A 24,493-nucleotide genomic window follows, 5' to 3' on the forward strand; every position below is an offset into this window, starting at 1 on the left:
CGCTATCGCGAGCAAGCTGTGCTCCCACAGGCCCGCTCCCACATTTCATTTGGTTTGCGGTGACCTTAGATCCGCAACCCGCCATCCATCTCCAAGATCCGACCGGTGTAGTAGTCATTCTCGAAGATATACGCCGCCGAATGGGCGATCTCCTCGGGCTTGCCCATGCGCTTGAGCGGAATCCCCGAGGTCATTTTCTCCAGGGCTTCGGGTTTCATGCCCAGGGTCATCTCGGTTTCGATGAAGCCCGGTGCGATGCCGGCGACACGGATGCCGTAGCGCGCCAGTTCCTTCGCCCAGGTCACGGTGGCGGCGGCCACACCGGCCTTGGCGGCCGAATAGTTGGTCTGGCCGACATTGCCGGCGCGGGAAATCGACGAGATATTGATGATGGCGCCGCTGTTCTTCAACTCGACCATTTTCGCCGCCACTTCACGGGTGCACAGGAACACGCCGGTGAGGTTGACGTCGATCACGGCCTGCCACTGGGCCAGGCTCATCTTGGTCATTTCGCCGTCCTTGACCTTGAGCAGCAGGCCATCGCGCAGGATCCCGGCGTTGTTGATCAGGCCGTGGATCGCGCCGAAGTCCTCGGCCACCCGGGCAACCATGTCGATCACCTGATCTTCATTGGCGACATTGCACAGGTAGGCGCGCGCCTCGACGCCCTTGGCTGCGCAGGCGGCCACCGCCTGGTCGAGTTTTTCCTGGTTGAGGTCCACCAGCGCCAGCTTTGCGCCTTTGCCGGCGAAATACTCGGCCATGGAGCGGCCCAGGCCCTGGCAACCGCCGGTGATAATGATTACTTTGTCAGTGAGTTGCATTCTCATGTTCCAGATGGCGCCGCGGTGGAGGGGGAGGGGGACCTGTTGGGAGGTTTCTCGAATTTGTGACGGTGCAGCCCGACTGCACACGCGAACTGTCCCCTAGGTTTATCGGAACATTACTCCAGTCGCCCGACCGTTTTCTAGACGGATTTCATAAGAGGAGTCATAAATTGAGCGTTGAAGCTGCCAGACATGCCCGGGAACTGCTGCTCAAGGAATACCGTGGAATGCTCTCCACTCATTCCAAATCCATGCCCGGCTTTCCGTTCGGCTCCGTCGTCCCGTATTGCCTGGACGCACAAGGCTGGCCGCTGATCCTGATCAGCCGCATTGCCCAGCACACTCACAATCTGCAAAAAGACCCCAAGTGTTCGATGCTGGTGGGCGAGCGCGGTGCCGAGGATGTGCAGGCGGTGGGGCGCCTGACCTATCTGGCCGAAGCCCGGAAGCTCGAAGACAGCGCCGCCATCGAAGCGGCCGCCGAGCGTTATTACCGCTATTTCCCTGACTCGCAGAACTACCACAAGGCCCATGATTTCGATTTCTGGGTGCTCGAGCCGGTGCGCCATCGCTACATCGGCGGCTTTGGCGCCATTCACTGGATCGACCGACTTACCCTGGCCAACCCCTTCGCCGGCAAAGCCGAAGCCAGCATGATCGAGCACATGAACGGCGATCACGCCAAAGCCATCGCCCATTACGTGGAGCTGGCCGGCCTGCCGAAAAGCGAGCCGGCGCAACTGGTGGGCATCGACAGCGAGGGCATGCACCTGCGCATAGGCCAGGGCCTGCACTGGCTGGCGTTTGCGGCACCTTGCAACACGCCGACACAAGTGCGCGAAGCCTTGGTTTACTTGGCTCACGCCGAGCAATGGCCAAAAAATGCCGAGGCCGACGCTTGAATTCACGAAAGGGCGACGTCATTTAAGGTTTCATAGCAAGGCATTCTTGCGTTGAGGAACCATTTGATGCGCCCTTTTTTGTTGCTCTTTCTGCTGTTTCCGGTGTTGGAGCTGTTCGTATTCGTCAAGGTCAGCGGTGCGATCGGGTTTTTCCCGGCGCTGTTGCTGGTCATTCTCGGCTCGATGCTCGGCGTGTTCGTGCTGCGCATCGCCGGCCTCGCCACGGCATTGCGTGCCCGGGAAAGCCTGAACCGTGGCGAGCTGCCTGCCCAGACCATGCTCGAAGGCCTGATGCTGGCATTGGGTGGCGGCCTGTTGATCCTGCCAGGCTTTATCAGCGACGTGCTGGGCCTGGTCATGCTGTTGCCGTTCACCCGTCGGTTGCTGGCCAATAAAATGCGCCAGCGCGCCGAAGAGCAGGCGATGCGCCAGCGGGCTTTCGCCGATGACCTGCAGCCCCGTGGCGGGCCGGCTCCGCGAGAACCCCTGGGCCGTGAGCCCAACGTGATCGAGGGCGAATTCGAACATCGCGACCCCAAGTAAAAAACCGCGACACGGCACCTTCGGGTGCCGTGTTCGTTTTCGGCTCCGAGAAGTAAAAAATTTCATGCCGTGCCCTTGTAATCGCCTTGTGCGCCCTTATGTATGGGTCACCGCAAGGTTTCCGGTGGCAACACTGGACAGACTTCCGCGGTTCGCTTGACGAACCGCACCCGGCACAGCCGGATTCGTTAAACCCGCCGGGACTACACCGGCCGATGAAAACCACAATTAGGAGAGATCGACAATGAAGCTTCGTCCTCTGCATGACCGCGTCGTCGTCCGTCGCAGCGAAGAAGAAAAGAAAACCGCTGGCGGTATCGTCCTGCCAGGTTCGGCTGCTGAAAAGCCAAACCAGGGTGAAGTCCTCGCTGTAGGCCCAGGCAAGGCCCTGGAAAACGGTGAAGTACGTGCGCTGTCCGTGAAAGTGGGTGACAAGGTTGTGTTCGGCCCTTACTCCGGTAGCAACACTGTGAAAGTTGATGGCGAAGACCTGCTGGTTATCGGCGAGAGCGAAATTCTCGCTGTTGTCGAAGGCTGATTTCCCGCTCATTTTCCCGCGACTACAAAGTATTTAAGGAATATCGATCATGGCTGCTAAAGAAGTTAAATTCGGCGATTCCGCCCGCAAGAAAATGCTCGCCGGTGTCAACGTCCTGGCTGACGCAGTAAAAGCGACCCTGGGCCCGAAAGGCCGTAACGTGATCATCGAGAAGAGCTTCGGCGCTCCGACCATCACCAAGGACGGCGTTTCCGTAGCCAAGGAAATCGAGCTGAAAGATCGCTTCGAAAACATGGGCGCGCAGCTGGTCAAAGACGTTGCCTCCCGTGCCAACGATGACGCCGGTGACGGCACCACCACCGCGACCGTACTGGCTCAGTCGATCGTCAACGAAGGCCTGAAAGCCGTCGCTGCCGGCATGAACCCGATGGACCTCAAGCGCGGCATCGACAAGGCGACCATCGCCATTGTCAAAGAGCTCAAAGCCCTGTCCAAGCCATGCGCTGACACCAAGGCGATCGCTCAGGTCGGCACCATCTCCGCCAACTCCGACAACTCCATCGGCGACATCATTGCCGAAGCCATGGAAAAAGTCGGTAAAGAAGGCGTGATCACCGTCGAAGAAGGCTCGGGCCTGGAAAACGAACTGTCGGTTGTTGAAGGTATGCAGTTCGACCGTGGCTACCTGTCCCCGTACTTCGTCAACAAGCCGGACACCATGACCGCCGAGCTCGACGGCCCGCTGATCCTGCTGGTGGACAAGAAGATCTCCAACATCCGCGAAATGCTGCCCGTGCTGGAAGCCGTTGCCAAAGCCGGCCGCCCACTGCTGATCGTGGCTGAAGACGTTGAAGGCGAAGCCCTGGCGACTCTGGTTGTGAACAACATGCGTGGCATCGTTAAAGTCGCAGCCGTCAAGGCTCCAGGCTTCGGCGACCGTCGCAAGGCCATGCTGCAGGACATCGCCGTACTGACCGGCGGTACCGTTATCTCCGAAGAGATCGGCCTGAGCCTGGAAAGCACCACCCTGGAGCACCTGGGTAACGCCAAGCGCGTGATCCTGTCCAAGGAAAACACCACCGTGATCGACGGTGCCGGCGTCGAGGCTGACATCCAGGCTCGCGTGACCCAGATCCGCGCACAAGTGGCCGAGACTTCGTCCGACTACGACCGTGAAAAACTGCAAGAGCGCCTGGCCAAGCTGTCCGGCGGCGTTGCAGTGATCAAGGTCGGTGCAGGTTCCGAAGTTGAAATGAAAGAGAAGAAAGCCCGCGTTGAAGACGCCCTGCACGCTACCCGCGCAGCCGTCGAAGAAGGCGTGGTACCTGGCGGTGGCGTGGCACTGGTTCGTGCCCTGCAAGCCATCAGCGAACTCAAAGGCGACAACGATGACCAGAACGTGGGCATCCAGTTGCTGCGTCGCGCTGTAGAAGCACCGCTGCGCCAGATCGTTGCCAACTCCGGCGACGAGCCAAGCGTTGTGGTCGACAAGGTCAAGCAGGGTTCGGGTAACTACGGTTACAACGCTGCTACTGGCGAATACGGCGACATGATCGAAATGGGGATCCTGGACCCGGCCAAAGTGACTCGTTCGGCTCTGCAAGCGGCTTCGTCGATTGCCAGCCTGATGATCACCACCGAGGCGATGATCGCTGAAATCAAGGAAGACGCTCCAGCTGGTGGCGGCATGCCAGACATGGGCGGCATGGGTGGCATGGGCGGCATGATGTAAGCCAGCCTTACCCCTGTAGCGAAAAACCCCGCCTGCGAAAGCAAGCGGGGTTTTTTATTGCCTTGTATTCATGAACGACGCCAATCCCCCTGTGGGAGCGAGCTTGCTCGCGATAGCAGTGTGTCAGTTCATATATCCGGCACTGACCCACCGTTATCGCGAGCAAGCTCGCTCCCACATTGGGATGCGGTTCAGTTCAGGCATTGGCGGGACTGGTGACAGCGACACGCTCGGCCGTGGCGGCTGGTCGGTACAGGATGTAGTAGTAACACCCCAGGCAAATCAGCCAACAGAACACCGCCGTCCACACGTTATGGGAAAAGAAGTGCGCCCCTTGCATCATCCGCCCCAGGGAAAACACCGTGCCCAACGTGAAGGCGAGTACCAAGGCCCGGCGGGCCAGGCGCGGACGGCGGTCGCGCAGGACGAAGAACAGCGCAAACAATGTGAACCCGGTGGCGGCGTGACCGCCGGGCCAGCATCGACCGGGTTTGTCTGTGGCCGGGCGTGGGCTGAGCAGCTCACTGTAGGTTTCCTGGCCGCCGAATTCCTTCAGGCTCCAGGGGCATTGCACAGCCGTCACCGCTTTAATCGGTGTGACGAAGGACGTCGCCAGCGCCAGGGACAGCACCAGGCAACCCAGTTCCCGTTTGAACGGTTTGAGCCGGGCGATGAAAAACGTACCGATGAACCCGAGGATCGCCAGCACGGAGAACGCGATCACCACCTCCTTGGCTCGATCGTGCAGGATGTCCTCCAGAAAAAAACTGTGGCGACCGATAAAGCCACCCGCCATCGGGTCGTAAAACAGCTTGGCCACGTCCATGTCCAGGGTGGTCAGTTCCAGCAGCACCAGAATGGCTGCCACAACGGCAGGCAGGCCCAAGGCAATCCGGAAATTCAGCGGCCTGGAAGCGGGGCGGAGGGTGGTGGAGACCATGGCAATACCTTTGATGGGAGTTTTCGTAAGCAGCGCGTTGCGCAGTCTGGTCTGCGCTGCGTTGGGGCGGTGTGAATGCTGGGTGAAAAACTCGTCAATGACCGCGCAGTCCTGTTCCTGGGCGCACTTGACCTTTGTGGGCGCGAGCTTGCTCGCGAAAGCGTCGCTACATTCAACATGGATGGCGGCTGATCCAGCGCATTCGCGAGCAAGCTCGCTCCCACAGGGGACCCGCGCCGCTACGGCGGATACAACCCTAGCCGTGAGCCACGCTTGGCCGTAAGCTGCGCGGGCCAAGCCAGCCGTTAACTGTGTACGCAGAGGTGCCCATGCGAATTCTATTGGTCGAAGACAACCGCGACATCCTGGCCAACCTGGCCGATTACCTGGGGCTCAAGGGCTACACCGTCGATTGTGCCCAGGACGGTTTGTCGGGGTTGCACCTGGCGGCGACCGAACACTACGACCTGATCGTGCTCGATATCATGCTGCCAGGCATCGACGGCTACACCTTGTGCAAGCGCCTGCGCGAAGACGCCCGGCGCGATACGCCGGTGATCATGCTCACCGCCCGGGATCAGTTGGACGATCGTTTGCAGGGCTTCAAGTCCGGTGCCGATGACTACCTGATCAAACCGTTCGCCTTGTCGGAACTGGCGGCGCGGATCGAAGCCGTCATGCGTCGAGCCCAGGGCGGTGGCCGGCGGGCCTTGCAGGTCGGCGACCTGAGCTACGACCTCGATACCCTCGAAGTGACGCGCGAAGGCAAGCTGCTCAAGCTCAACCCCGTCGGCCTGAAGCTGTTGGCGGTGCTGATGCAGAAAAGTCCCCATGTGCTGCGCCGCGAAATCCTCGAGGAAGCGTTGTGGGGCGACGATTGCCCGGACAGCGACAGCTTGCGCAGCCATGTCCATCAACTGCGCCAGGTAATCGACAAACCGTTCGACAAGCCGTTATTGCACACCGTGCACGGCGTCGGCTATCGCCTGGCCGAGGGCCGCGATGGAGTTTAAGCAAAGTCTTGCCCAACGGATCATCATCGCGTTTGCGCTGATGAGCGCATTGGTGGCCGGCGCGTTCGCCATGGGCATCGTGGCGACGGTCCATCTGGTGGAAGAGAAACTGATTTCCGCCGGGCTTGGCGGTGATTTGCAACGCCTGCTGTTGATGGACAGCGTTTCGGACTGGAACCATCGGCCGGAACCCGACCAGTTGTTTTATTTCAGCGGCGGCCCGGGGGACTTCGAGTTGCCCAAGGATCTGCGCCATCTGGAGCGCGGTTTCCACGAGGTGTTTCGCGAGCAGTTGTCCTATCACGCCATGGTCGAGATCGTTGACGGTCGGCACTACGTGTTGCTGCAAGACCAGAGCGACTTCGAAGAGCGCGAACGGGTGCTGTTCGCCGTGGTGCTGGTGGGTTTCGTGCTCAGCCTGGCGCTGGCGGTATTTCTGGGCTGGGTCCTGGCACGCCGGGTGATGGCGCCCGTGGTCCGCCTGGCCCGGCAAGTGCGTCATCGCGATCAGCTCCTGGGGCTCGCGCCGCCGCTGGCCCCGGACTATGCCGCCGATGAGGTGGGAGAACTGGCGGTGGCGTTCGACGCCACACTGGGGCGTTTGCGCCAGGCCTTGACCCGCGAGCGGTTGTTTACCAGCGACGTGAGCCACGAGTTGCGCACACCGTTGATGGTCCTGGCGACCTCTTGTGAGTTGCTGTTGGAAAACCCGGCGCTGGACCCGCGCGGTCGTACCCAGGTCGAGCGCATCAATCGGGCCAGTGAAGAGATGCGCGAGTTGGTGCAGACCTTCCTGATGCTCGCCAGGGCCGAGCGTGAAGACAACGGCATGTCGCCTCGGCTGACCCTGGGGCAGGTGGCCGAGAACCTCCTTGGCGTATGGCGTGCACCCATCGAATCCAAAGGCCTGACGCTGATCTTCGAACCAGGGCAAACCGTCGACACCTTGTATAACGCCACGTTCCTGACGGCCGTGATGGGCAATCTGTTGCGTAATGCCCTGCACTACACCGACCAGGGATTCATCCGCCTTTCGCTGACCACCACCGGATTCGTGGTCGAGGACAGCGGCGTGGGGATTCCTGAGGAGAAGCGCGAAGCGATGTTCGAGCCGTTCGTGCGCGGTAACGAAAAACGCGGCGAGGGCTTGGGGTTGGGCTTGTCCCTGGTGCAGCGCATTTGCGAAAACCAGGGCTGGACAGTCAGCCTCAGTACGATGGAGCCCAATGGTTGCCATTTCGAAGTGGAATTGAATCCAAAGGGCTAAACCTCTATGTCGAAAAGTCTTGTAAACATTGGAGCGTTTACCTGACTTTATTTTCACAAAGGCATGACATTCCGATTCATAAGGTGGGCTGATCAGTCATCGAGGCCCACCTAATGTCCAAACCCATCAAGCTGGAATTTTCTGAAAAATACGACGAGCAGCACGCCAGGGAATATTTTCATAAGCATCGCCGTGGCTTGAGTCGCCGTCTTTCCAACCAGCGAGACCAACAACTGGCCCGGCGTGCATTGGCCCTCGTCGGAGACCCCGGCCTGGTCCTGGACCTGCCCTGCGGTGCCGGGCGCTTCTGGTCTTTGTTGGCCGAAAAACCGAACCGAGTCATCATCGGCGCGGACAATTCCGAGGCCATGCTCAGTACTGCATTGGAGGCTCAACCGACCGATGTGGTGAAACGGGTACGGCCCTTGCACACTTCTGCGTTCGACATCGCCTTGCCTGATAACGCCGTCGACAGTATTTTTTGTATGCGTTTGTTGCATCACATCGGTGAACCCGCGCATCGACTGGCGATTCTGAAGGAATTCGAGCGTGTCAGCCGTGACAGCGTGATCGTTTCATTGTGGGTCGATGGCAATTTCAAGGCCTGGAAACGCAAGCGTCTGGAGCGCACCCGTGGGCAGAAAGACTACCAGAATCGATTTGTGTTACCGACAGATACAGTAGAGGAAGAGTTTCGACAGGCTGGGTTTCGCATTCAGGAACGGCTGGATTTCCTACCGCTCTATGCCATGTGGCGAGTTTATGTATTACGCAAGAGGTAAGAGCATGGTTGTGCAGGCAGTAGAGACAACTGGCATTTCCCGCAACAGCTTCGAACATTTTTGGAACCAGCAAGGTGAGTGGGTGGAAGAACCCAACGTGCGACGTGGCGGTGAAAGCGGCGTGCAGCGGATCAACAGCAACGACGGCGAGCTGTTGTATGCCAAGCGTCAAACGGGGCACATTTATCGCAGTTGGTTGCATCCGCTCGGTCGACCGACCGTGCTGCGTGAGCAAGACGCGTTGCTGGCGTTGACCCAGTTGGATGTCCGCGTGCCCGAGCTGATCTTTTGTGGTGCCCAGCGTGACCCCGTCCACAAGTGGCGTGCGCTGTTAGTGACCCATGCGCTGGAAGGCTTCGAGGAGATCGAGCATTGGTATGCCGGCGGCGGACGTGAGCGCCATGGCGAAGCGGTGCATGATCAAATCCTCCAGGCCCTGGCTGAGAACCTGGCCCGCATGCACAAGGGCCGTTGGCAGCATGGCTGCCTCTACATCAAGCATGTTTTTGTGCGGGTGACAGGAGAGGGCGAAGCGGCCAAGGCCGAAGTGGCCCTGCTGGATCTGGAGAAATGTCGCCAGCGTCTGACTGCCCGGCGTGCGGCCTCCCATGACCTGAAGCAACTGCGGCGCCATTCGTCGTTCAGCGATGTCGATTGGAAAAAACTCGTCTACTTTTATGAGACGGCGTTTGGCAGCGCTATCAAAGGTTTATAGCCATGAAACTAGAAATTGCTAGAGGTTTGTTTTTAGTCGGAGCCCTGGCAGTTGCGTCAATGGCGGTGGCTGTATGGGAACAGCCACGCTCGCAGATCCTCAGTGCCTCCAGTGAGGGGGCGCATTGTCCCCTGCCGCGTGTGGCAAAGGCGAGCGAAGCGATCCGACCGGACGATGATCTGCTGCTGTTCATGTTCAGCCTGTCCCAAGGGATGAGGCCTCAGAGTTGAACATCACGAAGCCAAAAAGGCCTCGCCTGTGCGAGGCCTTTTTTTTCCTGCCGCAATCTCCAGTCGAGCACTAGAACCTGTGGCGAGGGAGCTTGCTCCCGCTGGACCGCGAAGCGGTCCCAATTCATTGCTCAGGTAGCCTTGGCGCATTGACGACGGCTTCGCAGCCGAGCGGGAGCAAGCTCCCTCGCCACAAAAACCATCCGGTTCCCTTCTGGCCGTCTTCAGGGTTTATCGGGTTTGGCCAGCAGTGTGTAGACGCAGGGCAGCACAAACAGGGTGAACAAGGTGCCAATCGACATGCCCGTGGCGATCACCGTGCCGATGTCGAAGCGGCTCACTGCCCCGGCGCCTGTGGCGAAGATGAGCGGCACCATGCCGAACACCATCGCCGCGGTGGTCATCAGCACCGGTCGCAGACGAATCGACGCGGCTTGTTCCACGGCTTCGCGCGGCGACAGGTTCTGTTCCCTGCGCAACTGGTTGGCGAACTCGACAATCAGGATCCCGTGCTTGCTGATCAGGCCGATCAGCGTCACCAGGCCCACCTGGGTATAGATGTTCATGCTCGACCAGCCGAGGAACAGCGGAATCAGGGCACCGCAAATGGACAACGGCACGGTCACCAGGATCACCAGCGGATCCCGGAAGCTTTCGAACTGCGCGGCCAGCACCAGGAAGATAATCGCCAGGGCCAGGGCAAAGGTCACCCATAACGCGCTGCCCTCCTGTACGAATTGGCGTGAAGCCCCGGCGTAATCGAAGGCGAACCCCACCGGCGCTTCCTCCCGGGCGATCTGGCGGACGGTCTCGATGGCCTCGCCCATGCTCACGATGGGGAAGCCTGAAATCGTCACCGCATTGAGCTGCTGGAACTGGTTCAGTTGTCGCGGCCGCGCCCGGTCGCTGACCTTGATCAGGGTCGATAGCGGTAGCGATTCACCCTTGGCATTTTTCACGTAGTAATTGTTCAGCCAGTCCGGGTTGTCCCGGAACGGCCGTTCGACCTGGGCGATGACCTTGTAGCTGCGGCCTTCGAGGGTGAAGCGATTGATCTCCGATTCCCCCAGCAGCGTCGCCAGGGTACCGCCCAGGTCCTGCATGGAAACGCCCATCTGGGCGGCCTTGGCGCGATCGATATCCACCACGACTTCTGGCTTGTCGAACGCAAGGTCGATGTCCATGAAGGCGAATTTGCCGGATTCCAATGCACGCTTTTTGACCCGGTCGGCAACCTCCAGCAGCGTTGCGTAGTCCTTCGGGGAGTTGATGACGAACGCGAACGGCAAGCCTTCGCCGGTGCCCGGCAGCGAGGGCAGGTTGAAGCCGAAGATCTGCAAGCCTGGCACGCTTTCCAGCTTGGCCTGGACCTCGGGCAGGATTTCCATCTGGGTGCGGTCGCGTTCGTTCCAGGGTTTGAGCAGGAAGCCGCCGATGCCCGACTGCACGCCGTTGTAGCCATTGATCTGGAAGGAGGAGTAGTACTCCGGGAACTCCTTGAAAATGGTAATGAAGTGATCGGTATAGGTGTTCAGGTAGTCGAGGTTGGTGGGCTGCGGGGCGTTGGCCATCATGAAGATGATGCCCTGGTCCTCGTCGGGGGCCAGTTCGGACTTGCTGAACATGACCAGCACCGGGATCAGCAGCAGCACGATCACCGCGAACACCAGCACCACCGGCCGGGTGTTGAGCGTGCCATGGAGCATGCGCTGGTAACGGCTCTTCAAGCGTTCGAAGAGCGTGTCCAGCCGATGGGCCAGCCCCGAGGGGTTCTCATCGTGGCGCAGGAGCAGGGCGCACATCATGGGCGACAGGGTCAGGGCGACGATTCCGGAGATCACCACCGCGCCGGCCAGGGTCAAGGCGAACTCCTTGAACAAGGCGCCCGTCAGGCCCTCGAGCAGGCCGATCGGTGCATACACCGCCGCCAGGGTGATGGTCATCGAGACCACCGGCATGGCGATTTCCCGGGCACCTTCTATCGCGGCGTCGAACGGGGTCTTGCCTTCCTCGATGTGTCGGTGAATGTTCTCCACCACCACGATGGCGTCGTCCACCACCAGGCCGATGGCGAGTACCATGGCCAGCAGCGTCAGCAGGTTCATGGAGTAGCCCATCAACTGCATGAAGAACATCACGCCGATCATCGACAGCGGGATGGTCACTACCGGGATGATCACCGAACGCAGGGCACCGAGGAACAGGAACACCACGACGATGACGATCAGCACCGCCTCGAACAGGGTTTTCACCACCTCGTCGAGGGAAGCCTGGATAAACAGGGTAGCGTCGTAGGCGATCTCGGCCTTGAGGTTGGTCGGCAGTTGCGCCTCCATCTCCGGCATGATCTTGCGCACTTCCTTGATCACATCCAGCGGGTTCGCGCCCGGCGTGGCCTTGATCCCGATGTACACCGAAGGCGTGCCACCAAAGGAGCTGATGGTGTCGTAGTTCTCGGCGCCCATTTCCACGCGGGCCACGTCCCGCAGCAACACGCGGCTGTCGCCGTCGGTCTTGAGCGGGATCGCGGCGAAGGCCTCGGCGGACTTGAGTTCGGTGTTGGCGTTGATGCTGGTGACGACGTATTCGCCTTTCACTTCACCGGCGGCGGAGAGGAAGTTGTGCTGGCGCACGGCATTGGTCACGTCGGCGGCGGTCAGGCCGAAGCCGGCGAGCTTGACCGGGTCCAGCCACAGGCGCATGGCGAACACCTGGTTGCCGAGGATCTCCGCCTCGGCCATGCCGGGCAGTGTCGCCAGCTTGGGCTGGATCACCCGTGACAGGTAGTCGGTGATCTGCGGGTTGTTCAGTTCCTTGCTGAAGAAGCTGATGTACATCAGTGCCGAGGCATCGGCGGCCTCGCGGCTGAGGACCGGGTCCTCGGCATCCTGGGGCAACTGGTTCTTGACTTCGTTGGCCTTGGCCAGCAGTTCGGTAAATAGCCGGTCGCTGTTGGAGCCGATGCGGGCATAGACCGAAATCACCGAGAAGTTCTGGCGACTGACCGAGGTCATGTAGTCGATGCCCTCGGCACTGGCCAGGCTCTGCTGCATCGGTTGGGTGATGTAGCCCTGGATGGTCTCGGCGTTGGCCCCGGGGTAGGCGGTGGTCACCGTGATCAGGGCGTTTTCCATTTGTGGATACTGGCGCAGTGGCAGCTTGCTCCAGGCCTGGAAGCCCAGCAGTACGATCAACAGGCTGACCACGGTGGCGAGCACCGGACGACGGATGAACGGATCGGTAAAAGCCATGGGGGTTCCTTGATCAGTCCGCGCGCGGCGTGCTGTTCTGTTCGGTCAGGGTCTTGTCGTCGCTGATGGCGATCGGCGTACCGTTATCGAGCTTGATCTGGCCGGCGATCACGACTTGTTCGCCGCTCTGCACGCCCTTGGAAACCAGCACCTGGCCGTCGCGTCGCTCGCCGGTTTCAACGAAACGCCGTTCGGCGATCAGGATCGGCTGGCCCTTGTCGTCTTTCTCGACGGTGCCGTCGGCGGCTTTCTTTTGCGTCACCACGTACATGGAGTTGCCGTAGAGGGTGTAGGTCACGGCGCTTTCCGGCACGACGATGCCGGCGGCCACGTCCGGCAGGATCACCTGCAGGTTGGCGAACATGCCGGGCAGCAGCTTGCCGTCGGGGTTGGCCAGGGTGGCGCGCACCAGGACGTTGCGGGTGCTGTCCTCGACCTTGGGGTTGATCGCGCTGATGGTGCCGACGAAGGTCTGCCCGGGATAGGCCGAGACGCTGACGTTGACCGATTGGGCAACAGCGAGCCGGGGCACGCTTTGCTCAGGCACGTAGAAGTCCACGTACAGGCTGCTGAGGTCTTGTAGGGTGGCGATCACCGTGCCACTGGCCAGGTAGTCGCCGACATCCACCTGGCGAATGCCGATGGTGCCGCTGAACGGCGCCAGGATGTGTTTCTTGGCCAGCGACGCCTTGAGTTGGTTGACCGTGGCCTGGTTCTTCTTCAGTTGCGCCGAGAGCCGGTCGAATTCGCCCTTGGAGATCGCCTGGCTGCCCACCAGCTGTCGGCCGCGACCGAAATCCACTTGCGACAGACCCAGGTCGGCCTCGGCGGTTTCCAGCAGGGCGCTTTCGACTTCGCTGTCCAGTTGCAGGAGCGGCTGACCGATCTTGACCTTTTGCCCCGACTGGAACTGCACCTTCTGCACGGTCCCGGCGATTTCCAGGCTCAGGTCCACCCCTTGCAGCGCCTTCAGACTGCCCACGGTGGGCAGGCGAGCCTGCCAGGGTTGCTGGGCGGCCGTGGCCACGGCGACGCTGATCGGAGGTTTTGGCTCGGAGAACGACTGGATCTCTTGGTAAACGGAGAAGGCCTTGTAGCCGGCGAGCAGCAGCACTACCAGCAGGACAACACCCAACATGATCAGCATGCGGCGTCGCAGCATGTTCCACTTCCTTGGAAAAAAATTGAGAGAAAATACAGATAGGCGGGCACATTACTCTGAGTGTGCGGGCTATTCCAGATGCTGACGGGCCTGTGGTGCGTGGGACTTTTCCGAAAAACAGGGAGCTTGGCGCCGATGGCGCTTCGCTCCCTTGTTCAGGCCAGATGTAAATGGTTGTCCCAGAGCCCTGCCGGTAGATCCAGGGGTTTTGCAACCAGTTGTGTCTGACGGCAATCGTAATAGCGGCAACGTCCCTGGCCCGACGTCACGACAAAACCGTCGGCTACCGCGCCCACGCCGGCACAGTCCGGCAAGGGTGCATCCAGGCGGACTTCGCCACTGTCCAGATCCCAGATGAAGAAGCGGTTGCCGCGCGGGGCGGTCAGGGCCACCAGGCGCAGGTCGCTGTGCACAGCGACGCTGGCGGTGTAGTGCCCCATGGCCTGCAATTGTTCTTCGGGCACCGGGAATGCCTGGAACGGCTGCCCTGGCCGCTTGATCGCCACCAGTTCCGACGATTCGTGGGCAGCGCCCATGAACTGCTGGCCAGAGACGATGGTGCCGTCACTGGCGATGCCGAGGTGGCGCACGCTGTTCATCGATTGGGCGAGGGTTTCCTGGCTCAGCAGGGTGCCATCGCGTTGCATCAGCACCAGGCTCGGCTCCATGGCGTCGAGGTTCATTTCGACCCGGCTTTCGGCCTCGGTGCGAATGCCGCCGTTGGCCACCACCAGCGTCTCGCCATCGGGCATCCAGGACACCTGGTGAGGACCGATGCCATGGGTGGATATCTCGCCGCTGTGCACCAGCCGCTCGCCTTCGAAACGGTAAATGCCCAACAGGCCGCGTCCCGGGTCGGTGGTGTCGTTCTCGGTGGCGTACAGCCATTCGCCGCTGTTATGGATGACTGCGTGGCCGTAGAAGTGCCGGTTCGGCAGCGAGGCGATGGTTTGCAGCAGCGCCCCGTCGCGCAGGTCGATCAGGTAGCTTTCGGTGCCTGGACGACGGGCGACGAACAGCGCAATCGGCTGCGTCGGGTGACTGATGATGTCATGGCAGCGTTGGCCGACCTGAGTGGCGAACACGCGTGTGCCGTCCAGTCGATAGCCGACGGCGTAGTGCTTGCCGTCGCCATCGTCCCGTGCCGAAAGCAAGAGTGGGTGCTTGTCCTTTTGCTTGAACAGCGTCCAGCCGCCCAGGGTGACGGCGCCGAGCAGCAAGCTGCCCAGTGCCAGGACCTGACGTCGAAACATGATCAGTCACCGTCGTTGGCATTGAAGCCCAGTTGAATGCCCAGCGCCTTGGCCAGTTCGCCTTCGTGCAGGCGATGGACGACGTTGAGGCTGTCGTACAAATCGTTGAGTTGCTGGCGCCCGGCATCGTCGTTGAGCATTTCGGTCAACGAGCGCTGGCTGCTGGCGAACAGTTTCAAGGAGGCATCGTAGGCGGCGTCGATCTTGTCCGCCAACGGTTTCTGGTCGCTTGGCAGCAGACCGCGCAGGCCCTTGTTGTCCACCCCGGCCCAGACGGTCCTGGCCGCGCTCAGGCTGGCTTCCAGCCCTTGCAACGACGACTGGCTGCGCCAGGCATCGGCCTGGAATGGCTGAGGTACGCCCTTGCTCTGGCGGCCCATCGGCGTGCCGAGTTTTTTCTTCAGCGTGTCCAGGGCCGTGACCTGCACGCGCAGCAGATCGGCGATGGCCTCGTGGGAGTCGGCATAGCGCTGGTTGGGGAACTTGCTCATCTGGGCGAGCATGCCGTCGTTGGCGTTCCAGCCCGACAGGATCTCTTCGGCCAGTTGTTTCTGGCGTTCGCCGATGGCGGTGAGCAGCGGGCAGTACTTGGCTTTCTGGGCGCTGTCGGCCATGTCGATTTTCGCGTCGAACAGCAGGTATTCGTAGGCCGAGAGCCCTTGTACGACCACGCTGGACTTGGCCAGGCCGGCGGCGTCGATCTGTGGCTGGCTGTTGACCAGTTGCTCGACCTGACGACCCACCAGGTTTTTCTTGTCCGGCCAGAACTGCACCTGCCAGGCGCGATTGCCCTCGGCCAGCGGGCCGATCAACAGGGGTTGCAACTCGGCCCAGGCTTTTTGCGCCTTGAGGAAGTCGGCGCGGGCGGTGTCCAGGTTTTCCTTGCCTTGGCAGAACGCCAGGGCGCTGGTTGCCAGTTGCCGGTCGGCGTCGACCCAGCGGCTGTAGGTCGGCAGGATCACCTGCTTGGCGATGGCGGCCGAGGTGACCGCTTGCGGGTCCTGGGGCGAGCAGGCACCGAGGGCGATGGCGGCGAGGCTGGTGAACAACAGCTTGGGACGGAACATGTCAGGCTCCCATTTCTGGAAAAGGCATTTAAAGGGAATTCAGAAAGGCCAGCAACGCAGCGCGTTGCTCGGCATTGAACGCTAAAACCTGGCGTTGCGCCGCTTGTGCTTCGCCGCCATGCCACAGCACGGCTTCGAGCAGATTGCGGGCACGACCGTCATGCAGGAACTGGGTGTGGCCGTTAACGGTTTCGGTCAGGCCGATGCCCCACAGCGGCGGGGTTCGCCAATCACGGCCGCTGGCCTTGAATTCGCTTCGGTTATCGGCCAGGCCTTCGCCCATGTCGTGCAGCAGCAGGTCGGTGTAGGGGCGGATGACCTGGTTGGCAAGCTCCGGTTCAGCGGCGTTGGCGGCGGTGGTGTATTTGGGGGTGTGGCAAGACTGGCAACCGGCCTGGAAAAACAGATTCTTGCCCGCCAATACCTGGGGAGAATTCACCTCGCGACGGGCCGGCACGGCGAGGTTGCGGCTGTAGAACAGCACCAGTCGCAGGATGTTGTCGCTGACTTCCGGCTCGCCGTCCGGGCCGTTGCCGCTGGGGGCGCGCTTGCAATCGACCTGGGCTTCGGTGCAATCGTCGAAGGGCCGCAGGCTCGTCGTCAGGCCCATGTCACCGGAGAACGCATGGACGTTCTGTTGGTTGAGGTTGGGTTGGCCGGCCTTCCAGCCAAACCGTCCAAGTACGGTTTTCTGTTGGGCATCGTCCCAGACCTGGTTGGGACGACCGGCAATGCCGTTGTTTTCCCGCGCCTGGGCTTTGGCGTTCGCCAGGAGCGCCTCGTCGGGGATGGCCTCCAGCAGACCCAGGCCGATCATTGGCGGAGCGACACGGGCGGAAAAGCGCGTGTCGGGGTGCATCGGGCCATACCCCAACTGGGTGATCTGCAGGTTCGGCTTGCGCAGTTCGACGACGGTGCCGTCCTTGAAACGCACCGGGACCGGCGTGTAATCGACCCGCACTTTGCCTTCGGGCACGACGCCGGGCACCGACATGTCCTGCAATTGCCCACCGTAAACCGGCTCCGGCACCACTCCCAGTTGTTCGATGACCTTGGCGTAGGCCGGCGCATCGGGAATCGACAGGCGCACCAGCATCGACACCGCGCTGCTCGCGTCTGGCGCCGGCGGATGGCCGCGACCGTCCTTGATGTGGCAGTTCTGGCAGGCGTTGGTGTTGAACAACGGGCCGAGGCCGTCCCGGGCGGTGGTGGTCGAAGGGGCGATCACCCAGGGGCTGCGGAAGAAACTGTTACCGACGCTGAAATCCACGCGCCGCGAAGGCGGCAGGTTAGCCGAGGGCAGGGAAAAGGCGTTCTGATCGCTCTTGCGAACCGTCGCGGCGCCACCAGAGCGGGCTTCACCCGGTTCGGCCTGGGTAAAACGCGGAGCGTCATCGCAGGCACTCAGGCCCAGGGCCATGAACAGTGCACATAAACGAAGAGGCAACGACGGCATCGGGCGACCTGGGAGAGAGGTGAAAATAGGGCGCAAAGTCTAACAGGGCCGGGGAGTTTGAATAAGAGGAATTATCGTTTGGTTCATGAGATCGCGCTTGATTCACCGTGGCGAGGGAGCTTGCTCCCGCTCGGTTGCGCAGCGACCGCAAAATCCAGGGGCCGCTTCGCAGCCCAGCGGGAGCAAGCTCCCTCGCCACAGGGGCCAGCATTGCCTTGGAATCAACAGATTCACTGTTCATTTGCAGGTTATGGCTGGACAACAGCCCCCGGCACCAACGGCAGTTCCAGGGTCGCGACGAACCCACCGTCAGGATGGTTGCCCAACACCAGCGCACCGCCATGGCGCTCGGCGGCACGACGCGCAATCGCCAGGCCCAGGCCATGGCCGGCGGCAGTCTGGCCAGGGGCGCGGTAGAACGGTTCGCCCAATTGACCCAGGTGTTCGGCCTCCACGCCAGGCCCGTGGTCGCGCACGCTGATCAGGATCCGTTCGCCCTGGCGTGCCGCGCGCATCTCGATGGGTTGCCCGGTCGGATTGAAGCGCTGGGCGTTACGCAGCAGGTTGTCCACCGCTCGCTCGATCATGGTCGGCCAGCCCTTGAGGGTCAGGTCTGCCTCGGTTTCAAACTGCACGGTTTGCTCCGGTGACGCCAGTTGTGCATCTTTTTGCAGGGTGAACAGCAAACCGTTGAGGTCCACCTCTTCGGCGCTGGCGTTGTCGGCATCGACCCGGGCCAGGACCAGGATTTCGCTGATCAACGCTTCCAGGCGATCGCACTCGCGGGTCAGGCGTGGCCAGAGTTTTTCACGTTCCTCGGGGCTGGCCCGTTCAGCCAATGCCAAGGCAATGCGCAGCCGGGCCAGGGGCGAGCGCAGTTCGTGGGACACGTCCCGCAATAGCTGCCGTTGGCTCCCGATCAAGCTTTGCAGGCGCGCGCCCATGCGGTTGAAGTCGGTGGCCAGCACGCCGAACTCGTCTCGCCGGTTGGCCAGCTTGGCGAGGCTGTTCTGCTGGTAGGCGGCCTGGCCCAGGTCATGCACCGCGCCGCGCAGTCGATTCAGCGGACGGGTGATGGAAAGCGTCACCAACAGGCTGAACAAGGTCAGCACCACCAGTGCGATGCCCAGTGCACTGAGGGGCCAGAGCAGGCTGCCGCGGTGCCAGGCATCCAGTTCGGGATGGGGAATGCGGTAGATGAACAGGTACGTGTCGCCACTTTTGGCGCTGGTGAACTCGTCGGTCAGCCGCCGCCAGGGCAGGCGTCGGTCGTCGTTGTTCTGCCGGGCCTCGAAGGCCGCGGCACGATGGGGGAAGGTGCCGCGTACCACCGGGTCGCCGCTTTCGTTGAACACCTGGACGTCGATGTGATACTGGCGCTTGCGCTGTTGCAGGATGTCCTGGGCGGCATCCTCGCCCTGGCTTTCGTAGGTTTGCGTCCATTCTTCGGGCAGGGTATTGAGGCCCGGGTGACGGCTGAGGATCCAGGCGTCCTGGTTCAGCATGTGGCCCATCAGGATCGAAAGCCCTGCAACCAGGGCGATGGCCAGCCAGAAACTGGCCAGGATGCGCCAGAACAATGAACGCACGATAAATCCTCGAAAACAAAGAAAGCCCAACGGCGATTGGCCGTTGGGCTGGGCAAGCGTCAGTGCATTATTGCGCTTTTTGCGGTTGTTGCGCTTTCCAGGCTTTGAACTCAGCCCACTCGGCGCGACGTTCGGCCTGTTTCTTCTGGATCGCGTCGAATTCCTTTTGCTGCTCAGGCTTCAACAAACCACGGATCTGGGCATCGACTTTCTCATGCCGGGCCTGCATTTCGTCCTGCATGGCTTTCTGGTCGGCTGGCGACAGCTTGGCCAGGTACTTCTCCACCAGTTCGCGGCGCTCGTGGCGCTGTTCGCCCATGATCCGGCGAATCTGCTGGCGTTGTTCGTGGCTCAGGTCCAGTTGGCTGTAGGGGCCTTTGTCGTGCATCTGGCCGCCGTGACGCGGGCCGTCCATCGGACCCATCGGGCCGGGGCCTTCGGGCATGGCCATGGCGACGGTCGGCAGGGCGGCAGCGAACATCAGAGCGATAAGGGTCTTGCGCATGGTGTGTCTCCTTGTCTCATTCCCGGTCAGTTCCGGATGTGTGCAGATTACGGAGATCAAGGTCAACGGCGGTCAGGGGGGCGTAAAGCTTGGGTAAAGACGGTTTGGTTCGATGCTGACAAACAGCCTGCACAAAACCCCGTGGGGCATGCAATGGGAAGGAGACCCTCGCCACAAAAGCCTCCAGGGGCTGTAGCAGCACTCACAGTCTCTAGAGCCGTAACCTCTAGAGGCTGTAGTAATAACCCCGGCTACGCAGCGCCACGATGCGCGGGCGACCGTCGGGGTGGGGGCCGATTTTCTTGCGCAGGTTGCTTACGTGCATATCGAGGCTGCGGTCGTACAGGGTCAGCTTGCGGCCCAGGGCGATCTGCGCCAGTTCCTGCTTGTCCAGCGGCTCGCCCGGTTGCTTGAGCAGCGCTTCGAGCAGGCGGCTTTCGGAAACGGTGAGGGTCTGTTCCTGTTCGTCGATGCTGACGACGCCACGCACCGGACTGAAGGTCAGGTCACCCAGTTCGATCTGGCTGGACACGGCCGCCGGATGGCTGCGACGCAGCACGGCGCGCAAGCGGGCGGTCAGTTCCCGTGGGTCGCAGGGCTTGGCCAGGTAGTCATCGGCGCCCAGTTCCAGGCCGAGGATACGGTCCAGCGGCTCACCCCGGGCCGACAGCATCAGCACCGGCAGTTCCGGGTGATCGTTGCGCAATTGCTTGAGCAGTTCCAGGCCACTGCCGTCGGGCAGCATCACGTCCAGGACCACGGCAGCCGGGGCGGTTTCGGCCAAGGCCTTGCGGGCACTCTGGCCATCGTGACAGGCGCGGATCTGAAACCCTTCCTGGCTCAGCCAACTCACGAGGAGCTCACACAGCTCCTGGTCATCATCTATCAGTAACAGCTCGCTCATGACTCACTCAATTTAGCCATTGCCGACGTTGTCTACGTCCACCGCTGGCAAAGATACCGCAGAGCAAGGCCAATAGCGCTACCCCGGCACCAATGACGAACCATTGCTGTTGATCGGTCAACAGCCGTGGCAGCGGGCTGGCCTGGGCTTCCTTGAGTTGCAGCTTCAGGCGCTGGTTTTCCTGGCGCAGCCGGGCCAGCACAGCGCTTTCGCGCTCGCTGTCGGCATTTTGCAGTTGTTTGCTCAGCTCTTCACGCTGGCGTTCGCTGTCTTTCAAGCGTTGCTGCAGTTCGGCGATCTGGCCGCCGGCGCTCAGGGACAAGGGCGCCGAATGACTGCCCTCAGTGCTTTCCTCGCCATGGGCGGGCGCTCCGATCGCCAACGAGACCAACAACAGGCACAACGGACCTTTGCGCATTGCAACTCCTGAATTCCAATCGAGATTAGACAGGTTGTCGGCCGGCGAGCGATAAAGATGAGCAACGGCGGCAATGAGCCGTGAAGGCCCATCGCGCCAGGGGGGATTTACGGCAGGACTTGCTTGAACGGCTTGACCACGACATTGGCGTAGACGCCGGCCGCCACGAACGGATCGGCCTCGGCCCAGGCCTGGGCGGCGACCAGGGAGTCGAACTCGGCCACGATCAGGCTGCCGCTGAAGCCGGCGGCACCCGGGTCATTGCTGTCCACCGCCGGGTGCGGGCCGGCCAGCACGATACGACCTTCGGACTTGAGCTGTTGCAGGCGCTCCAGGTGTGCCGGGCGCACGGCCAGGCGTTTTTCCAGGGAGTCGGCGACGTCGGTGGCAATGATTGCGTAGAGCATGTCAGTCCTCGGTTTTAGGCGTGGTGGGGTCGGCATCGTGCAGGTGACGGGACAGGTAGATGCCCTGGCCAATCAGGAACAGCAGCGTCATGCCCAGGCTGCCGAAGACCTTGAAGTCGACCCAGTACTCCTGGAACGTGAACGCAACGAACAGGTTGGCGGCGCCGCAGAACAGGAAAAACGCGATCCAGGCGATGTTCAACCGGGTCCAGATCAGTTCTGGCAGGTTGATGGCATGGCCCATGATGCGCTTGATCAGCAGTCGGTCGCCGATGAAGTGGCTACCGATGAAAGCGAGGGCAAACAGCCAGTTGACCACCGGGGCCTTCCATTTGAGGAAGGTTTCGCTGTGGAACGCCAGGGTCAGGCTGCCGAATACAAGGCAGGCGATCAGGGTCAGCCACTGGCTCTTCTCCAGCTTGCGCTGGGACACGAACAGCGCGCCGTAGACCACCAGGGAGCTGATGATCAGCACTGCGGTGGCGCTGTAAATACCGCCTACAGTCAAGGAGTGGCCGGCGAAATCGACGGTCCGGGGATCAAGTTTGTAGACGATGAAAAACAGCAGGAGCGGGATGAAGTCGATGAATTGTTTCACAGTGGCAGCCAGAAGCAGGATGTGGCGGCATAATAACAAACATCCTTGGCCGCGATAGGGCCAGCTGATTTGAGGTAACAAACTCTCGTGAATGTTGATTTGCACTGCCATAGCACGGCCTCCGATGGCGCCCTGGCGCCTGCGGTTCTGGTGGCGCGGGCGTTCGAGCACGGCGTGCGAGTCCTGGCCCTGACCGATCACGACACCCTCGAAGGCCTCGACGAGGCCCGCAGCGCCGCCACGGCGCTGGGCATGCAGCTGGTCAACGGGGTCGAGTTGTCGTGTACCTGGGGCGGGGCGACCATCCATGTGCTGGGCTATGGTTTCGATGTGAATGCGCCGGCGCTGGTCCAGGCCATCGCACAACTGCGCGACGGGCGCTGGCTGCGGTCCGAAGAGATCAGCCGCAAGCTGGCCCTCAAGGGCATGCCCGGTGCGCTGGACGGCGCCCGGCAGATCCAGCAGGAACTGGGCGACAGCGGCAACGCACCGGCCCGGCCACACTTTGCCGACTGGATGGTGCGCGAAGGGTTCGTCAAGGATCGCGCCGAAGCGTTCCGCAAATGGTTGGGGGCCGGCAAGCTGGGGGACGTCAAGCAGCACTGGCCGACCCTGGAAGAAACCGTCCAGACCCTGCGGGCCGCTGGCGCCTGGGTCAGCCTGGCTCATCCATGGCACTATGATTTCACCCGCAGCAAGCGCCGCCGCCTGGTCGCCGACTATATTCAAGCGGGGGGCCATGCCATTGAGGTGGTCAACGGCCATCAGCCTGCCGAGCAAGTGGGCAGCTTGGCGATCCTGGCCCGTGAGTTCGGCCTGCTGGTCACCGCCGGCAGTGATTTCCATGGCCCTGGGGGCTGGTCCGAGATCGGCGAATACCGCCCGTTGCCGGAAGATCTGCCACCACTCTGGTGTAGATTCAAACATGATCCCGTTACCGCCGCCGTCTGAACAGGTAGAACACGTGAGTCAATTTTTCCAGATTCATCCGGAAAACCCGCAAGCGCGCCTGATCAAACAGGCCGTGGAAATCATTCGTGGTGGTGGCGTGGTGGTCTATCCCACCGACTCGTCCTACGCCATCGGTTGCCAGATCGGCGACAAGAATGCCGTGGAGCGCGTCAGACGCCTGCGTCAACTGGACGACAAGCACAATTTCGCGCTCATCTGCAGCGACCTGTCGCAGTTGGGCCTGTTCGCCAAGATCGACACCGGCACCTTCCGCTTGCTCAAGGCGCATTTGCCGGGGCCGTACACGTTCATTCTCAATGCCACCCGGGAAGTCCCGCGGCTGTTGCTGCACCCGAAAAAGCGCACCATCGGCCTGCGGGTGCCGAGCCATCCCATCGCCCTGGCGCTGCTGGCGGAACTGGGTGAGCCGCTGATGAGCGTGACGCTGATCATGCCCGGCGAGACCGAGCCGTTGACCGATCCCTATGAGATGCGCCAGATACTCGAGCATCAGGTGGACCTGATCATCGATGGCGGTTTCGGCGGCATGTCGGCGTCCACGGTGATCAACCTGGCCGATGGCGAGCCCCAGGTGGTGCGCGTCGGGTGCGGCGATCCGACACCGTTCATGGTCGAGGCCTGAATGTCCGCCGTGGAAACCGCCGTGGACAATGCCGACAGCCAGGCCGGCGCGCAGCAGGAGTTGCCGTTCGCCATGGTCTATGGCCAGGCGGTCATGGAAATGCCCCTGGACCTGTACATTCCGCCGGATGCGCTGGAAGTGTTCCTCGAAGCCTTCGAGGGCCCGCTTGACCTGCTGCTATACCTGATCCGTAAACAGAACATCAATATCCTCGACATCCCCGTGGCGGAAATCACCCGCCAGTACATGGGCTACGTCGAGCTGATGCAGTCGGTACGCCTGGAACTGGCGGCCGAGTACCTGGTGATGGCGGCCATGCTGGCCGAGATCAAGTCGCGGATGTTGCTGCCGCGCTCGGCGGAGGTCGAAGCGGAAGAGGACGACCCGCGGGCGGAGTTGATCCGGCGCTTGCAGGAGTACGAACGCTTCAAGGTCGCCGCTGAAGGCCTCGATGGCTTGAACCGGGTGGGGCGCGACGTGGTGGTGCCCAAGCTCGATGCGCCCGAAGCGCGGGCGCGCAAGTTGCTGCCGGATGTGAGTTTGGAAGAGCTGCTGATGTCCATGGCCGAGGTCCTGCGCCGAGGCGATATGTTTGAAAGTCACCAGGTCAGCCGCGAAGCGCTGTCCACCCGCGAGCGCATGAGCGATGTGCTGGAGCGGCTCAAGGGCGGTGGCTTCGTGCCATTCGTCGAGCTGTTCACCGCCGAGGAAGGGCGGTTGGGGGTGGTGGTGACGTTTATGGCGGTCCTGGAATTGGTCAAGGAATCCTTGGTCGAGCTGGTGCAGAATGAGCCGTTCGCAGCGATCCACGTGCGGGCACGAGCCGAATAACGAGCAAA

The 24,493-nt window shown here is 61.6% G+C and carries 25 protein-coding genes; 12 read left to right on the forward strand and 13 right to left on the reverse strand.

Features of this window, described 5'->3' with window-relative positions:
* Positions 1-65 precede the first annotated feature (65 nt).
* Entirely contained in the window at positions 66-824 is a 759-nt protein-coding gene (locus tag IB266_RS10810; protein ID WP_092201573.1) for an SDR family oxidoreductase, read from the reverse strand.
* Positions 825-997: 173 nt separating this feature from the next.
* Here IB266_RS10810 and IB266_RS10815 point away from each other — a divergent pair, with 173 nt between their 5' ends.
* From IB266_RS10815 to groL, 4 genes are all read left to right on the forward strand, one after another.
* Positions 998-1,729 (forward strand): HugZ family protein, encoded by a 732-nt coding sequence (locus IB266_RS10815; protein WP_192261178.1) that lies wholly within the window; start codon positions 998-1,000, stop codon positions 1,727-1,729.
* Between the two features lie 66 nt (positions 1,730-1,795).
* Positions 1,796-2,272: an FxsA family protein gene (locus IB266_RS10820; RefSeq protein ID WP_060740954.1), complete on the forward strand. Its 477-nt coding sequence runs from the start codon at positions 1,796-1,798 to the stop codon at positions 2,270-2,272.
* A 244-nt stretch (positions 2,273-2,516) separates the two neighbouring features.
* Positions 2,517-2,810 (forward strand): co-chaperone GroES, encoded by a 294-nt coding sequence (locus tag IB266_RS10825; RefSeq protein WP_024619193.1) that lies wholly within the window; start codon positions 2,517-2,519, stop codon positions 2,808-2,810.
* Between the two features lie 49 nt (positions 2,811-2,859).
* The gene (gene groL, locus IB266_RS10830) at positions 2,860-4,503 is read left to right on the forward strand and encodes a chaperonin GroEL (RefSeq protein WP_053124505.1); all 1,644 of its coding nucleotides are present in this window, start codon (positions 2,860-2,862) and stop codon (positions 4,501-4,503) included.
* A 196-nt stretch (positions 4,504-4,699) separates the two neighbouring features.
* On the opposite strand, the gene IB266_RS10835 is transcribed toward groL, so the two are convergent.
* Positions 4,700-5,443, reverse strand: coding sequence for a phosphatase PAP2 family protein (locus IB266_RS10835; RefSeq protein WP_192261179.1), 744 nt, complete (start codon positions 5,441-5,443; stop codon positions 4,700-4,702).
* Positions 5,444-5,772: 329 nt separating this feature from the next.
* Here IB266_RS10835 and colR point away from each other — a divergent pair, with 329 nt between their 5' ends.
* The 5 genes from colR to IB266_RS10860 all read left to right on the forward strand — a co-directional run bounded on the left by colR (position 5,773) and on the right by IB266_RS10860 (position 9,450).
* A complete protein-coding gene (gene colR, locus IB266_RS10840; RefSeq protein WP_025215158.1) occupies positions 5,773-6,456 on the forward strand; it encodes a two-component system response regulator ColR in 684 nt (227 codons plus the stop codon).
* Positions 6,446-7,723 (forward strand): sensor histidine kinase, encoded by a 1,278-nt coding sequence (locus tag IB266_RS10845; RefSeq protein WP_103308464.1) that lies wholly within the window; start codon positions 6,446-6,448, stop codon positions 7,721-7,723. The genes colR and IB266_RS10845 overlap by 11 nt, the downstream gene beginning before the upstream one ends.
* Before the next feature lie 113 nt (positions 7,724-7,836).
* Positions 7,837-8,505, forward strand: a complete 669-nt coding sequence (locus IB266_RS10850) for a class I SAM-dependent methyltransferase (RefSeq protein ID WP_060740957.1) — start codon at positions 7,837-7,839, stop codon at positions 8,503-8,505.
* 4 nt (positions 8,506-8,509) lie between these two features.
* Positions 8,510-9,220, forward strand: a complete 711-nt coding sequence (locus IB266_RS10855; RefSeq protein ID WP_192261180.1) for a lipopolysaccharide kinase InaA family protein — start codon at positions 8,510-8,512, stop codon at positions 9,218-9,220.
* A 2-nt stretch (positions 9,221-9,222) separates the two neighbouring features.
* Positions 9,223-9,450: a hypothetical protein gene (locus IB266_RS10860; protein WP_060740959.1), complete on the forward strand. Its 228-nt coding sequence runs from the start codon at positions 9,223-9,225 to the stop codon at positions 9,448-9,450.
* A 224-nt stretch (positions 9,451-9,674) separates the two neighbouring features.
* Here the strand turns inward: IB266_RS10860 and IB266_RS10865 are convergent, their stop codons facing one another.
* From IB266_RS10865 to IB266_RS10915, 11 genes are all read right to left on the reverse strand, one after another.
* Positions 9,675-12,701 carry a multidrug efflux RND transporter permease subunit gene (locus tag IB266_RS10865; RefSeq protein ID WP_192261181.1) on the reverse strand — a complete coding sequence of 1,009 codons (3,027 nt, stop codon included), beginning with the start codon at positions 12,699-12,701 and terminating at the stop codon, positions 9,675-9,677.
* A gap of 13 nt (positions 12,702-12,714) precedes the next feature.
* Complete coding sequence (locus IB266_RS10870) at positions 12,715-13,863, reverse strand: efflux RND transporter periplasmic adaptor subunit (RefSeq protein WP_192261182.1); 1,149 nt, start codon at positions 13,861-13,863, stop codon at positions 12,715-12,717.
* A 155-nt stretch (positions 13,864-14,018) separates the two neighbouring features.
* Complete coding sequence (locus tag IB266_RS10875) at positions 14,019-15,116, reverse strand: DUF1513 domain-containing protein (RefSeq protein WP_192261183.1); 1,098 nt, start codon at positions 15,114-15,116, stop codon at positions 14,019-14,021.
* Between the two features lie 2 nt (positions 15,117-15,118).
* Positions 15,119-16,183, reverse strand: coding sequence for an imelysin family protein (locus IB266_RS10880; protein WP_192261184.1), 1,065 nt, complete (start codon positions 16,181-16,183; stop codon positions 15,119-15,121).
* A gap of 28 nt (positions 16,184-16,211) precedes the next feature.
* Entirely contained in the window at positions 16,212-17,639 is a 1,428-nt protein-coding gene (locus IB266_RS10885; RefSeq protein ID WP_192261185.1) for a di-heme oxidoredictase family protein, read from the reverse strand.
* Between the two features lie 248 nt (positions 17,640-17,887).
* A complete protein-coding gene (locus IB266_RS10890) occupies positions 17,888-19,228 on the reverse strand; it encodes an ATP-binding protein (RefSeq protein WP_192261186.1) in 1,341 nt (446 codons plus the stop codon).
* Positions 19,229-19,295: 67 nt separating this feature from the next.
* Complete coding sequence (locus tag IB266_RS10895) at positions 19,296-19,733, reverse strand: Spy/CpxP family protein refolding chaperone (protein ID WP_192261187.1); 438 nt, start codon at positions 19,731-19,733, stop codon at positions 19,296-19,298.
* A 226-nt stretch (positions 19,734-19,959) separates the two neighbouring features.
* Complete coding sequence (locus IB266_RS10900; protein ID WP_192261188.1) at positions 19,960-20,637, reverse strand: response regulator transcription factor; 678 nt, start codon at positions 20,635-20,637, stop codon at positions 19,960-19,962.
* 7 nt (positions 20,638-20,644) lie between these two features.
* Positions 20,645-21,055, reverse strand: coding sequence for a hypothetical protein (locus tag IB266_RS10905; RefSeq protein ID WP_060740967.1), 411 nt, complete (start codon positions 21,053-21,055; stop codon positions 20,645-20,647).
* Between the two features lie 107 nt (positions 21,056-21,162).
* Positions 21,163-21,462 carry a YciI family protein gene (locus tag IB266_RS10910; protein ID WP_060740968.1) on the reverse strand — a complete coding sequence of 100 codons (300 nt, stop codon included), beginning with the start codon at positions 21,460-21,462 and terminating at the stop codon, positions 21,163-21,165.
* Between the two features lies 1 nt (position 21,463).
* Entirely contained in the window at positions 21,464-22,060 is a 597-nt protein-coding gene (locus IB266_RS10915; RefSeq protein WP_192261189.1) for a septation protein A, read from the reverse strand.
* Between the two features lie 87 nt (positions 22,061-22,147).
* Between IB266_RS10915 and IB266_RS10920 the strand changes: the two genes are divergently transcribed.
* From IB266_RS10920 to IB266_RS10930, 3 genes are all read left to right on the forward strand, one after another.
* A complete protein-coding gene (locus tag IB266_RS10920; protein ID WP_060740970.1) occupies positions 22,148-23,011 on the forward strand; it encodes a PHP domain-containing protein in 864 nt (287 codons plus the stop codon).
* 13 nt (positions 23,012-23,024) lie between these two features.
* Positions 23,025-23,654: an L-threonylcarbamoyladenylate synthase gene (locus tag IB266_RS10925; protein ID WP_053124883.1), complete on the forward strand. Its 630-nt coding sequence runs from the start codon at positions 23,025-23,027 to the stop codon at positions 23,652-23,654.
* A gap of 132 nt (positions 23,655-23,786) precedes the next feature.
* Positions 23,787-24,485, forward strand: coding sequence for a segregation and condensation protein A (locus IB266_RS10930; protein ID WP_165826070.1), 699 nt, complete (start codon positions 23,787-23,789; stop codon positions 24,483-24,485).
* Positions 24,486-24,493: the final 8 nt, after the last annotated feature.

Source organism: Pseudomonas sp. Pdm06 (genome assembly GCF_014851795.1).
Taxonomy (GTDB): Bacteria; Pseudomonadota; Gammaproteobacteria; order Pseudomonadales; family Pseudomonadaceae; genus Aquipseudomonas; species Aquipseudomonas fluorescens_AA.

Coding starts and splice junctions, on each gene's coding strand:
- IB266_RS10810 (WP_092201573.1), bottom strand. CDS start 824: ATGCAACTCACTGACAAAGTAATCATTATCACCGGCGGTTGCCAGGGC.
- IB266_RS10820 (WP_060740954.1), top strand. CDS start 1,796: ATGCGCCCTTTTTTGTTGCTCTTTCTGCTGTTTCCGGTGTTGGAGCTG.
- IB266_RS10825 (WP_024619193.1), top strand. CDS start 2,517: ATGAAGCTTCGTCCTCTGCATGACCGCGTCGTCGTCCGTCGCAGCGAA.
- groL (WP_053124505.1), top strand. CDS start 2,860: ATGGCTGCTAAAGAAGTTAAATTCGGCGATTCCGCCCGCAAGAAAATG.
- IB266_RS10835 (WP_192261179.1), bottom strand. CDS start 5,443: ATGGTCTCCACCACCCTCCGCCCCGCTTCCAGGCCGCTGAATTTCCGG.
- colR (WP_025215158.1), top strand. CDS start 5,773: ATGCGAATTCTATTGGTCGAAGACAACCGCGACATCCTGGCCAACCTG.
- IB266_RS10845 (WP_103308464.1), top strand. CDS start 6,446: ATGGAGTTTAAGCAAAGTCTTGCCCAACGGATCATCATCGCGTTTGCG.
- IB266_RS10850 (WP_060740957.1), top strand. CDS start 7,837: ATGTCCAAACCCATCAAGCTGGAATTTTCTGAAAAATACGACGAGCAG.
- IB266_RS10855 (WP_192261180.1), top strand. CDS start 8,510: ATGGTTGTGCAGGCAGTAGAGACAACTGGCATTTCCCGCAACAGCTTC.
- IB266_RS10860 (WP_060740959.1), top strand. CDS start 9,223: ATGAAACTAGAAATTGCTAGAGGTTTGTTTTTAGTCGGAGCCCTGGCA.
- IB266_RS10865 (WP_192261181.1), bottom strand. CDS start 12,701: ATGGCTTTTACCGATCCGTTCATCCGTCGTCCGGTGCTCGCCACCGTG.
- IB266_RS10870 (WP_192261182.1), bottom strand. CDS start 13,863: ATGCTGCGACGCCGCATGCTGATCATGTTGGGTGTTGTCCTGCTGGTA.
- IB266_RS10875 (WP_192261183.1), bottom strand. CDS start 15,116: ATGTTTCGACGTCAGGTCCTGGCACTGGGCAGCTTGCTGCTCGGCGCC.
- IB266_RS10880 (WP_192261184.1), bottom strand. CDS start 16,183: ATGTTCCGTCCCAAGCTGTTGTTCACCAGCCTCGCCGCCATCGCCCTC.
- IB266_RS10885 (WP_192261185.1), bottom strand. CDS start 17,639: ATGCCGTCGTTGCCTCTTCGTTTATGTGCACTGTTCATGGCCCTGGGC.
- IB266_RS10895 (WP_192261187.1), bottom strand. CDS start 19,733: ATGCGCAAGACCCTTATCGCTCTGATGTTCGCTGCCGCCCTGCCGACC.
- IB266_RS10900 (WP_192261188.1), bottom strand. CDS start 20,637: ATGAGCGAGCTGTTACTGATAGATGATGACCAGGAGCTGTGTGAGCTC.
- IB266_RS10905 (WP_060740967.1), bottom strand. CDS start 21,055: ATGCGCAAAGGTCCGTTGTGCCTGTTGTTGGTCTCGTTGGCGATCGGA.
- IB266_RS10910 (WP_060740968.1), bottom strand. CDS start 21,462: ATGCTCTACGCAATCATTGCCACCGACGTCGCCGACTCCCTGGAAAAA.